This is a genomic window from Pedobacter sp. UYEF25 (assembly GCF_054061655.1).
On the sequence record NZ_JBSSEL010000006.1, the window covers coordinates 1 to 12,177 of the forward strand.

Below are 12,177 nucleotides of genomic sequence, written 5' to 3' on the forward strand. Positions count from 1 at the left end.
TGCCATAGCTTTAAAGTTTGGGTGGACAGGTGTATTCCTGTGCCACATTGCTGTTTTTGTGGAACTTAAATTTACTGCTTTTACATGGATGCTTGGGCAAAAATGGCTGACGGTGGTTTACGTTAATTCATCAGTTATTTACTTAATTTGGTGCGGTGCGACAATGGTTCTGCAGGTAATGCCATTTATGCACAAATTTTCAAAACGTTAGCGGTCAGCTTAAAGAACGACCACAATGAAACATACAATTATATTTTTACTGACATTTTTAGGACTGACAAGTAATGTTTTTGCTTATCCTATTTCGCCAAGACCATTAAGACAACTTGTAACTGAAAGTCAGTATATAATTGTTGGCTATGTTGTAAACACCTATGAAAAGAAAAAAGATAAAGATGATTGGGGTTCAAGAGTGGCGAGGATTGCAGTTTTAGAAAATTTACAAGGAAAAATCAGTAAAGACACTATTGAAATTGAATTTAATCCAAATATGATTTGTCCTTCACCAGACAGATATTTTGATAGCACCTATGTAATTTCATTCATAGACAAGGACAAAAAAAGTGGTAAGTTTCATACTCACGCCCTAAATTATGGTGCGAAGACATTAAACAAAGAAGAAATAGAAATTTACAAACAAAGAATTTCGGAAATTCAACAAATTCTTAAAATTTCAGACACAGTAAAACAAAGAAATAAAACTGTTGAATGGCTTGTTAAATGTGCGGAAAATGAAACAACAAGATGGGAAGGAACTTTTGAGTTAAGTCCAGAAAGTAACTTTATGTCATATTATTCAAGAACTAAAAATCAAGACTTTAAAAATGTCATTAATACTGAACAAAAAGAAAGACTTAAAAAAACATTATTAAATTCAAATGAAACGATAGATTTTGGACTAGTTGATTTAGTCTACAAAGACAATGAAACTCAAATTTACGAATTATTATTTACGAAACTCAAAAACTTAAAAGAAGATGAATATTGGATTGCTGATAATTTTATGAATAGACTAAAGCATAAAAATACTTCAAAAGAAATGAATGAGATTATGGAAGAACTTGGCAAACTTCAATTTGAATATGAAAAGAATGACGAACTCAAAAAGACAATAGAAAAATTTATAAAGCTTATTGAAAAATAGCCTGACAGCCAACATCGGTTTGGCAATATGGCGGGTTTAGTGCTAAATCGAAGATTTTTGCTTCCTTTGAAGTTCAGTGATTATAGAAAGTTTCGGCTTCTGCATCCGCCACATCGCCAAGCCGAAAAACGTTACCAGCAATTTTACCAGACATTATGAAAATAAAATTACTTCTACTTTTTTCTATAGTTCTTGTCAATCTTCAAACCAAGGGACAAGTAAAAGGAAACAAAAACATCTCCATTAACGGCTTTAGTCTTTGTCAAGCTTCTATTACTGAACTAAAAGAATTAGACCCGAATTTAAAGGAAGTGATAGTAGAGGAAATGGACCATCCAGTTAGTTGCTTTGGCGAGGATAGCCGATTTGAAAATGGTAAGGGATATTCATCAAGTAAATATCCTGGTATTATTTTTCAGAAAGAACAAACCTCTGACATTATCAGTAAAGTAAGACTTACAAAAGAATTTAAAGGAAAGCTCCCAGATGGAACATATATCGATATGCAAAACCTATCAGCTAAAGATGTTCTAAATAAATATCCAAAATTTGACACATGGGGTTCAAGAGACTGTTCGGATTATTGGAGTTTATCCAACGATACACTTCTTTTCTACGTTAAAATTGACAAAAAACCAAGATATCCAATTGACGAAAAATACTATTTGGAAAAGCCAATTGAATCAATAGATTTGGTGGTCTCTTGTTATAAGCCTTCCGAAGGAAACGAGTCGAACTTCACTCTAACTCCTACTGACCCTGTATTCTTCATAGACAGCGTAAGAGTGACAAAGAATGATTTAATCAAATATGAACCGAACCAAATAGCCTCAGTTACAGTTTACAAAGATAAATCCGCATGGGAAAAATTCGGTTCAGAAGCTGTTAACGGTTTAATATATATAGAAACTAAAAATTTTGCAAAAAAGAGGTATTGGGATTTCCTGTGCTCAAAATCTACCGAGTACAAAAAATTAGTTCCAGAAAAATCTCAAGACATTGATATAGTTTATATTCTGAATAATAAAGTTCTCAAAGAAAATTTTGAAGGAGACTTAGCAAGCATAAACAATGAAAACTTAATTAATTTAAAAATTATTAATGGCGAAATATTAAAATCTGATTTTAATATAACAGACAAGAAAGGCGGTGTTGTTATAACATCAAAACCGACTGAAAAAAATAAAAAATAACTGCTGGTAACAGCAAATTTGCGCAAAAATGGCTGACGGTGGTTTAGTGCGGTGCGGTGCGACAATGGTTCTGCAAGCAATGCCATTTCTGCGCAAATTTTCAAAACGTTAGAAGTAATAGAGCGAAAAACCCTGTAGAAAGTAAAACATGAAATTTAAAATATTACTTTTCATATTGACAAGCCTCTTTCTTGTTTCTTGTTCTGATGGATTCGAGCAAAGCTACGACAACTATGAGCATTATAACAAAGAAGCAACTCTTAGGAATAAAACTTGGTTTCCTGATATTATTAACGACGACAGCTATAATCTAAAAAACGATTCCTATCTCGACCCACTCTGCGCTTATGGTGTTTTCAATTATTCAAATACGATCTATTATGATTCAATCTTTACTAACTCACAAAATATCGACCGCACAATATTCAATGAAAAAGTTAAAACTCATTCATACCGTAGACCTAGGTGGTTTGTAGACCCTGCATTGGTTTCAAAAGATAGTCTCGAAACAATTCAAATAAAACGGTTTTATATAGCAAGAGATAAAGAGAAAAAGAAAATCTACTTTATTATATCAAACTAAGTCGGTAGACCTATGTGTGCTACAAAGCGCAAGTACTATGTGCCATAGTACTTATAACCGCACCTAAAAAAAATGCGGACAGACATCAAAGTATTTGCAATAAATGCCGCTTCGCGAAAGACAATCATTTTGCATTACAAATACCTAGAAACAATTGTATTTTTATTTAAACGTTTCGGTAGGAAATGTTTCAAACCGCACTTCTGTAATCATCCAAAACATTATAAGGCATTTTAAACCGACGAAAGCCTCAAAAATGAATTTGTAACCTCAAACTATTTATTATATTTTTGTATCCAACCGAATACAATTTTAAAAAATATACTTTATTGAAAAGTCAACAGAATTTGATAAGTGGTTTAAGAAACTGAATGACCTGACAGCAAAAGCTAAAATTTTGTTCAGGCTTCAAAAGCTCGAAAATGAAGAGCATTTTGGAGATTGTAAGCCAGTTGGAAACGGAATCAGCGAATTGAAAATCAATTATGCAAAAGGCTACAGGATTTATTTCAAAGAGACTGACGGAAAGATTATTATTTTGCTTATTGGTGGAGACAAATCTACTCAACAAAAAGACATCGAAAAAGCGAAAGAGATTTGGGATAAACTAAAAAAATAAAATGGAAACATCAAAATTTGACATAGCAGATTACGTAGACAGCAAAGAGATGATTGCCGAGTATTTAAATGCGGTTTTGGAAGAAGGAAATGACACTCAAGTTGTGACGGCGATTGGACATATCGCTAAGGCAATTGGTATGACCAAAATAGCACAAGAAACAGGAATGAGCAGACCCAGTTTATATAAAGCGCTAGCTGAAGGAGCAAAACCACAATTTTCAACCATTATGAAAGTATTAAAAGCTATTGGCGGACAATTAAAGGTAAACCCATTAACCGCATAACAAAACCCCTTATAATAGCAAATTTTCGCAAAAATGGCTGACGGTGATTTACGTTAATTCATCGGTTATTTACTTAATTTAGTGCGTTACGATAGTGGTTCTGCGAGCAATGCCATTTCTGCACAAATTTTCAGAACGTTAGTCAGAATTATGAAACCAACCAAACTGATTATAACTTTTTTGACATCTTGCTTTTTGACAAGTTGTGTTATGGGTGCTGGAACGCTTGGCGGTTTTGACACAAGGATGTTTCCGACTTCAAAGCGAAAACTTGTTCAAGGAATCGACACATTATTTTCCAAATATCCCAACTATAAAATTCCTGACAAATGGAAATCTCGTGACGATTGGAAAGAGAGAGGTTATGGCTTTTTAGACAGTAGGATATTTTATTTCCCATCTGAGCCAGAAGAAATGTATTATGTAACTTTTTATGGTGACGCTAATGACTCGATTCAGGTTGACACGACAAAAACTGGAATTTCTATCCGAGCAGTTGAAAATGCTACATCTGGTTGGACACTTGAGGACAACACTTCTTCATCAGACAAGAAAAGAATAGAAGCAAGATTTAACAAAGAAATTATTTCTAAACTTGAACAATATACGGGAACTAAAGCGACAAGAGAAAAATAACTACAGCTACATCGGTTTGGCAATATGGCGGGTTTAGTGCTAAATTGAGGTTCAGTTTTTCAATTGAACATTAGTTCAAAGTTGAAGTTTTGTGCTTCGATTTCCGCCACATCGCCAAGCCGAAAAACGTTAGTGGCAATAGCCAGAACTGCAAACATTAAAATTTGAGAACAGACTTTTGCCTTATTTAAAAAAAGAAAATGGAATATGACTTGTTTTTTGGTGGACTTGTTTTTTTAGTAGTTGGATATTTAATCTACCGCTTTCTTTTAAAAGGAGTTAAACATTCTTTAGAAACTGAAGATGGTAGTGGCCCAACTCTATCAAGTTATGTTGGACTTTGGGGTAGCGTAATTATTTGCTTTATGGTGGGAATAGCTTTATACTTAAATCTCTACCTAATGAAATCTAACATAAATATTGCTACTTTCACTAACAGCAAATTTTTGCAACAATGGCTGACCGTGGTTTCGGTTAATTCAACAGTTATCTACTTAATTTGGTGCGGGCTGAAAATGGTTAGTATCGGATACCGAATTTGATGCAAATAAAATGGAGCAGCCAAATGGGGCCGATTAGCAAAAACCTTAAATCGTCTAAAAAAGATGGTTTTTTCCCCTCAATTTTATGCCCGATAAACTGACCGACCCAAGCGGCCACAAAAATTATTGCATAAGTAGCGTAGGCCGCCCCGCTTCCCAAGCCAACCAACAGCTCTATTTGCACAATCAGATAACTCATCAGACCGATAATCCAGATCATTAAAAAGGCTAAAAGCGGAGATAAAGTGAAATAATAGTAAAGCGTAAAAGCAATTAAGATGGATGCCCAGTTAAAGAAGCCATTGTAGCGCCCAAGAAATTCCAAATGTGGAAATGGAAGGTTCCAAACCAATCCCAACAAACTAAATACAATCAATGGGACACAGACCCAGTGAATCCGCTCATTGGTAGGATTGATATGACTTTCTTGATATTTGTCGAAATAAACTTCTACGGGACGTTTAGGTTCGACAACTATAGGTTGCTTTTTCATAAAGCTCGTTTTTTTATACTAACACTGAATTACGTGTAATTATTTTCGGATGATTGCTTTGTTTAGCGCACGACTGTTACACCTAATGTTTTTAAGTTAACCACTCTATTAAACTTAAACACAGCGCACCTCTATGGTGCGCTGTGTTTAAATACGATCGTTAATACTTCCAACGCTTATTTCGCAAATGCAACCGACCTAGTTTCTCTAATCACCGTTACTTTAATTTGTCCGGGATAGGTCATTTCAGTTTGGATTCTAGTGGAAATATCTGCTGCTAAAAGTTCTGCTTGCGCATCTGTAATGCGTTCGCTCTCTACAATTACTCTTAACTCTCTGCCCGCCTGAATGGCAAATGTTTTTTCTACACCAGGGTAGGAAAGTGCTAAAGCTTCTAAATCTTTTAGGCGCTTAATGTAACTTTCTACAACCTCTCTACGTGCACCCGGTCTCGCACCAGAAATCGAGTCGCACGCCTGCACAATAGGCGAAATCATCGAAGTCATTTCTATCTCATCATGGTGAGCGCCAATGGCATTACAAATTTCCGGGTGCTCTTTATATTTTTCGGCGAGTTGCATACCTAAAATTGCGTGTGGCAATTCTGGATTGTCATCCGGCACCTTTCCAATATCATGCAACAATCCTGCTCTTTTTGCCATTTTAGCATTTAGGCCAAGTTCTGAGGCCATGGTTGCACAAAAGTTGGCAACTTCTCTACTGTGTTGCAGTAAATTTTGCCCGTAAGAAGAACGGTAACGCATGCGGCCAACCATTCTAATTAATTCTGGATGCAGGCCGTGTATGCCTAAATCTATTACCGTGCGCTCTCCAATTTCTACAATCTCATCTTCGATTTGCTTTTTGGTTTTGGCCACAATTTCTTCAATCCTAGCCGGATGTATTCTGCCGTCTGTTACTAAACGGTGTAGCGCCAACCTTGCAATTTCTCTTCTAACCGGATCGAAACCAGAAAGAATGATTGCCTCCGGTGTATCGTCTACAATAATTTCTATACCGGTTGCAGCTTCTAGCGCTCTAATATTTCTTCCCTCTCTACCAATAACTCTACCCTTAATTTCATCACTTTCTATGTGAAAAACAGATACTGAATTTTCTATGGCCATTTCTGTGGCGGTGCGCTGAATGGTTTGTATCACTACCTTTTTAGCCTCTTTATTGGCAGTCAATCTCGCCTCATCAACAATGTCTTTAACCTGCATCATGGCTTGCGTGCGCGCTTCTTGTTTTAAATTTTCAACCAGTTGGTCTTTGGCCTCCGCTGCAGAAAGTCCGGCAATGGTCTCCAATTGCTTTAAATGCTGGCTTTTAAGCGCTTCTACCTCTTCTTGCTTCTTTACGGCAACCTCTGTTTGTCGCTCTAAATTGGTTTTTTGTTTCTCTAGATCTTGTTCCTTTTTATTAAAATTTTCCATCCGCTGATTTACCGATTGCTCTTTCTGCTTCATCGTGTTTTCGCGTTGGTTAATGTTATTATTTTTTGCGTTTATTTCTTTCTCATGCTCTTGCTTTAATTGAAGAAATTTTTCTTTTGCTTCTAAAAGTTGATTCTTTTTAAGAATTTCTGCATTGCTTTCTGCATCTTTTAAAATCTTCTTCACTTTGGTTTGGGCTGCTACTTCTTGCTTCTTAAACAAACCCCTCAGCAAGAATCTTCCTGCCAAAACACCGACCACAAGGCCAGCAAATACGTATAAAACTATTTCCATTTTTTGTTTTTAAATAAAAAAACCGCAGGTAATCTTTAAAGTTCCATCAATTTAAACCTCAACTATGCATAATTAGGGTTTAAGCCATTTTCAGGTGCTAAAAGCAGATGAAATACGCCCTCTTAACCCTATAGATATTGAAGTGTTAAGTTTAAAAAATTTGAAACTCAAAAACTAGCTGCGGCTATATTTTTGTACCAATTATCTGTTTGAATGCACAAGTCTAATTCACCTCTAACAGAGAGAAATCAAACCTAAATGCAACCAAACTATAAAGAACGAACCTTATTTTGAAAAAAAATCATTTAATAAAACATCCAATTCCTCTACCTTGTCGGCAACTGCGGTATCTTGATTTTGCACCTTATTTTCAGTTCTTAATACCGCTGTTGCATAATGTAGCAATGCCATACTAAGTAAATCTTGCTTATCTCTAACCGCATAATTTTCTTGATATTCTTTTATGCGCTCATTGATCATCTTTGCCGCTCGCCTCACAATTTCTTCCTCTTCCGTATTTACCTTTAGCGGGTAGATGCGATCGGAAATGGTTATTTTAATAGAGATTTCTCCCATTTATTAGCTTAGTTTCTGTTGTGCTTCGCTCACCTATTTTTTAAGCAAAGCGATACTTCTATCGATTTCCCGCACAAAATCGTTAATTTTTAGCTTAATATCAAGAGATTTCTCGTTGTTTCCCTCAATACTTTTAGCCAATTTTAATACCCGCATCTTTTCGTCTAAATCTTTACTTTTATCCTTTGAGGCGGAAAGCGCAACATTTAACGATTGATTTTCGAGTTTTAATAAATCATTTTCTTCTTGCAAGGCAGCACATAACTCAACTAACCGAGTTGTTTTATCTAAAATGCTTTCTAACTGTATTGCAACCGAGCTCATGAATTTCTTTCTAAAAATACGAATTTAAATCTTATTTCCTAATGTGTGCACCTGCTTGTTGTTCAAAATTCTGAATAAGTTTCTGCATCACCAACTCTATCTGTTTATCACTCAGGGTTTGCCCTTCATCTTGCAAGATAAAATAAAGTGCATAAGACTTTTTACCTTCAGGTAATCTATTGCCCTCATACACATCAAAAATGCCTACATCTTTAATATATTTTTTATCTGTTTTGAAGGCGATGGCTTTCAATCCATCGAAGGTGATGCCTTTATCTATTAAAAGAGAAAGATCTCTCCTCACCTGAGGAAACTTACTGACTTCCTTATTGATGATCTTGTGCTTCTTGATAATTTTCAACAACACATCCCAATCAACATCTGCATAAAAAACCTCCGCATGTACACCAGCCAGTTTTCTATCACTTTGCGTGGCGGCACCAAATTTTACCAAAACCTGTTCCCCCCGAAAGTATTTGAGCCCATATAAAAATTCTTCATCCTTCAATGTATCGGTTTGAAAACTTACTACGCCTAGCCTACTCAGCAAACCATCTACGGCTGCTTTTAAATTATAGAATGAACTCGCTTTGCTATCTTGATTCCACTGTTCTGCCTCTTTATTTCCAGTTATCAGCAACAATAGCCGCTGCTTCTCTATGTAGCCATCGTTTTTAACTTGGTACGTTTTCCCAAACTCGAAAAACTTTAGATTTGGATTTTTTCTATTTTGATTGTAAGCGACACTTTCCAACGCCGGCATCAATAGGCTTTGGCGCATTACACTTAAATCATTACTCAAGGGATTTAAAATATGAACCGCAGCAGCTATATTTTTAGAATATGCAGGCTTTGTTAAAGAATTGCACATTATCTCGGCAAATCCATTTGCGCTAAGCATATCAGCGACTGTATTATTTGTATTTTCCCTGTCTGGCTTAATTCCGTAGCCAAGTGAAGCGTTTATTTTGGTGGGAATGGGAACATTATTGTACCCATAAATACGCAACACTTCTTCAGTAATGTCTACTTCTCTAGTAACATCTACCCTGTAAGGCGGCACATTTAATGCGAGCGTTTTATCATCCACTTCAGTTGCTCCAATACCCAATGCCACAATAATGTCTTTTATTTCAGCAAGGGGAATGTCAACTCCGATTAGGGCAGTTATGTTTTTATACGATACTTCAAACTCAAAGTCTTTTATCACCTCGGGATAAACATCAGAAATTGCAGAAGATATTTTGCCGCCAGCCAATTCCTTTATAAGCATTGCCGCAAACTTTAGCGCGTCTACCGTGATGTTTGGATCAGTTCCGCGCTCATATCTAAAAGAAGCATCCGTCTTTAAGCCATGCCTTTTTGATGTTTTGCGGACAGAAACAGCGTTGAAGTAGGCACTTTCTAGAAAAATCGTCGTTGTATTGGAATCAACGCCAGAAGTTTTCCCTCCGAAAACACCCGCGATACACATGGGTTCGGCGCCATCAACGCTCGAAACACCATTGCAAATCATCAGATCCTCTGCACTCAAAGTTCTTTCTACCCCATCTAGCGTGGTAAACAATATACCTTCTGCCATTTTCTTAACAACGACCTGCCCGCTGGTAATCTTCGCGGCATCAAATGCGTGCAATGGTTGCCCAAAACCATGAAGCACAAAATTTGTAACATCCACCACATTATTTATCGGGCGCAGCCCAATTATTTTAAGCCTATCTTGAAGCCAGGTTGGCGAGTCTTGGATATGAACCCCAGACAAAGTAATGCTGCTATACCTAGGGCATGCAATAGCATCTTCTACAACCACCGGAATAGTTAAGGATTCATCATCAACGTGAAAACCAGAAATGTCCGGCATTTTGTAGGCACTTCGAAAATAAGCACCTAAATCTCTGGCAACACCTAAGTGCGAAGCAGCATCTGCCCGATTAGGCGTTAAACCAATTTCGAAGACATAATCATCTTCCAAATCGAAAAAGTCTTTGGCAAAAATACCTACTGTTGCTTCTGGAGGCAATACCATAATCCCGTCGTGAGATTTGCCTAAACCAATCTCGTCTTCCGCACAGATCATTCCCTGCGAAAGTTCTCCTCTAATCTTGGCCTCCTTGATTTTAAAAGGTTCGCCAGAAAGTGGGTAAACAGTACAGCCAACAGGCGCTACCACCACTTTTTGCCCAACAGCCACGTTTAGCGCTCCGCAAACAATTTGAACAGGCGTGTTATCCCCTAAATTTACGGTGGTGATGTTTAATTTGTCAGCGTTTGGGTGCGGTATGCAGGTTAATACTTCGCCGATGACCAAATCCTGCAAGCCACCAATAATTGCCTGCACTTTTTCTAAACTTTCTACTTCTAAGCCAATGTCGGTTAAAATTAGAGACAATTCTTCTGCACTTTTTGTAATATTGATAAACTGCTTTAGCCAGTTGTAAGATATTTTCATTAGTAGTTGGTATTTAGTAGTTGGTATCTAGAAATAAAATATTCCAACTACGCTCTTAAAGGGCAAAGGTATTGTTTCTCTCTGAAAGGAAAAAAAGTATTTAGATGCTAGCTTTAGAAGTTAATGCCATTATCATTTTTCCACGCCACTTGCCTAATGGCAGATTTAGCCAACATTCTGAACATAATAACTTAAACTAAAAAGGCTTATAGCTGACCCGTTTTGTGGTTACTGCTGCCATTACACAATAACTCATAGTGCGTTGTTTAAACGGTAAAATTTAACCTTAATTAGCGTTCTAAAGCACAAATCTGTTAAGCTGAATTTATGAGGTTCTTCAACCTATTGAAAGATTGGCGTCATTCTTCTCAAATAAATTTTCCGCACAAATTTAAAATTAGAGTGAAGTTGTATACCGCATTCCAACCTCAAATCCACTCATATCCGCCATTACAAAGGGCATCCGTAAAAAGGATGTACCACGGCTCCTGGACGGACATTGGACGGATATAAAACGGAAATTGATTAGTGAAGTCCGACCAACGTCCGATTCATATTCGTTTTAGGTTTGTTGAATTTCTGTCTTATGTTTAACCTTCTTATATACAGTTTATTAATCCAATATACTTACGTCAATTTTCAACAAGTGCATCAATGCGCAGAAAGCGCAGTTCGGACCAGACAATGCTGATGGCTTATTTGCCCGGCACCACGTACGAAAACATCATAACCATTGGTGCCAAACGAAAAGTAGGTAACGAGACCTTGATGATGGATGCTTCTTGTCAGGGAAAACCATTCACCTCTGAATAGCGTTCATTGCTGAAGACCGTAAACGCATTTCTGATTTCCATTATTTAGGAGGCAAGTAGGTTCGATACCTCTGATTGATCTATCAACTAATTTTCCGAGATGAGATTTCAAAAGCGTAACCCATCATTCAGAACTTAGAGACGATCCAATGCGTTATTGGTCTACCAACCTGATCATTTAGCTGACTCAACGCCCAGCAGCCGCTAAAGAAAATGCAAAGGCCAAGGTTCATTGGTTTTTATCTTTGCGTGTTCGCCAATTAGTCACATGGCTTCGAAAAATTTAATCTGCGCTGATCAAACGACAATAACTTCGGCTTTAGTTTGGTTGTCTTCCGAAAAAGGGTGCTAATCGCATCACGAAGCATGTATTTAGGGGTTCGTATTCCCATCTCACTTCTGAATGCGGAATATTTTTTAAACGACTGTTGAAGGCTTCATAAGCTATCAAAGTGTTAAATGTATCGGACAATCGCGGAGATTTTATCGCCCTATTTTGATGTTCCTGTTTGCGACATCTATTTGTTTTTTTGATCGACTATTGCATTATCAAACGAAGTTACCGTTGATGTTGTTCATGGTTCTATCAAGACAATCTATTAAAATACTTGTTTTCAAAGCCTTAAAAGCCTCGGCATCTATACCCTACGTTCCTCAAAACATGATCTGAAAAACCTTTTTGTAAATGATGATAAACCGAAAACCTAAAATAAATACAAGGGTTTAGAAAATGTAATGGCAATGAAGTGATTGCTCAAAAGCTCAAAATTAAAAGGAAACGGAGCGTCAG

The 12,177-nt window shown here is 36.8% G+C and carries 14 protein-coding genes; 9 read left to right on the top strand and 5 right to left on the bottom strand.

Annotated features, from left to right (window positions below; translation table 11 throughout):
- The 8 genes from ACVWYG_RS07435 to ACVWYG_RS07470 all read left to right on the top strand — a co-directional run.
- Positions 1 to 211: hypothetical protein (locus ACVWYG_RS07435; RefSeq protein ID WP_457269545.1), on the top strand; the 211-nt coding region annotated here is incomplete at its 5' end.
- Between the two features lie 24 nt (positions 212 to 235).
- The gene (locus ACVWYG_RS07440; RefSeq protein WP_457269546.1) at positions 236 to 1,144 is read left to right on the top strand and encodes a hypothetical protein; all 909 of its coding nucleotides are present in this window, start codon (positions 236 to 238) and stop codon (positions 1,142 to 1,144) included.
- A 155-nt stretch (positions 1,145 to 1,299) separates the two neighbouring features.
- Entirely contained in the window at positions 1,300 to 2,337 is a 1,038-nt protein-coding gene (locus ACVWYG_RS07445) for a hypothetical protein (protein WP_457269547.1), read from the top strand.
- A 148-nt stretch (positions 2,338 to 2,485) separates the two neighbouring features.
- The gene (locus ACVWYG_RS07450) at positions 2,486 to 2,920 is read left to right on the top strand and encodes a hypothetical protein (RefSeq protein WP_457269548.1); all 435 of its coding nucleotides are present in this window, start codon (positions 2,486 to 2,488) and stop codon (positions 2,918 to 2,920) included.
- Positions 2,921 to 3,248: 328 nt separating this feature from the next.
- On the top strand, positions 3,249 to 3,539 hold the full coding sequence (locus ACVWYG_RS07455; RefSeq protein WP_457269718.1) for a type II toxin-antitoxin system RelE/ParE family toxin: 291 nt from the start codon (positions 3,249 to 3,251) through the stop codon (positions 3,537 to 3,539).
- Position 3,540: 1 nt separating this feature from the next.
- On the top strand, positions 3,541 to 3,825 hold the full coding sequence (locus tag ACVWYG_RS07460) for an addiction module antidote protein (protein WP_457269549.1): 285 nt from the start codon (positions 3,541 to 3,543) through the stop codon (positions 3,823 to 3,825).
- Between the two features lie 150 nt (positions 3,826 to 3,975).
- Complete coding sequence (locus tag ACVWYG_RS07465) at positions 3,976 to 4,461, top strand: hypothetical protein (RefSeq protein ID WP_457269550.1); 486 nt, start codon at positions 3,976 to 3,978, stop codon at positions 4,459 to 4,461.
- A gap of 200 nt (positions 4,462 to 4,661) precedes the next feature.
- Complete coding sequence (locus ACVWYG_RS07470) at positions 4,662 to 5,003, top strand: hypothetical protein (RefSeq protein WP_457269551.1); 342 nt, start codon at positions 4,662 to 4,664, stop codon at positions 5,001 to 5,003.
- Here the strand turns inward: ACVWYG_RS07470 and ACVWYG_RS07475 are convergent.
- The 5 genes from ACVWYG_RS07475 to pheT form a co-directional block, all read right to left on the bottom strand.
- The gene (locus tag ACVWYG_RS07475) at positions 4,981 to 5,496 is read right to left on the bottom strand and encodes an Mpo1 family 2-hydroxy fatty acid dioxygenase (protein WP_457269552.1); all 516 of its coding nucleotides are present in this window, start codon (positions 5,494 to 5,496) and stop codon (positions 4,981 to 4,983) included. The two genes, ACVWYG_RS07470 and ACVWYG_RS07475, sit on opposite strands and share 23 nt — an antisense overlap.
- Positions 5,497 to 5,672: 176 nt before the next feature.
- Positions 5,673 to 7,226, bottom strand: a complete 1,554-nt coding sequence (gene rny, locus ACVWYG_RS07480; RefSeq protein WP_457269553.1) for a ribonuclease Y — start codon at positions 7,224 to 7,226, stop codon at positions 5,673 to 5,675.
- A gap of 285 nt (positions 7,227 to 7,511) precedes the next feature.
- Positions 7,512 to 7,802: a cell division protein ZapA gene (locus tag ACVWYG_RS07485; RefSeq protein ID WP_354358417.1), complete on the bottom strand. Its 291-nt coding sequence runs from the start codon at positions 7,800 to 7,802 to the stop codon at positions 7,512 to 7,514.
- A gap of 33 nt (positions 7,803 to 7,835) precedes the next feature.
- Positions 7,836 to 8,126: a hypothetical protein gene (locus ACVWYG_RS07490; protein WP_457269554.1), complete on the bottom strand. Its 291-nt coding sequence runs from the start codon at positions 8,124 to 8,126 to the stop codon at positions 7,836 to 7,838.
- A gap of 31 nt (positions 8,127 to 8,157) precedes the next feature.
- Positions 8,158 to 10,575, bottom strand: a complete 2,418-nt coding sequence (gene pheT, locus ACVWYG_RS07495; RefSeq protein ID WP_457269555.1) for a phenylalanine--tRNA ligase subunit beta — start codon at positions 10,573 to 10,575, stop codon at positions 8,158 to 8,160.
- A 654-nt stretch (positions 10,576 to 11,229) separates the two neighbouring features.
- Here pheT and ACVWYG_RS07500 point away from each other — a divergent pair.
- Positions 11,230 to 11,388 (top strand): hypothetical protein, encoded by a 159-nt coding sequence (locus ACVWYG_RS07500; protein ID WP_457269556.1) that lies wholly within the window; start codon positions 11,230 to 11,232, stop codon positions 11,386 to 11,388.
- Positions 11,389 to 12,177: the final 789 nt, after the last annotated feature.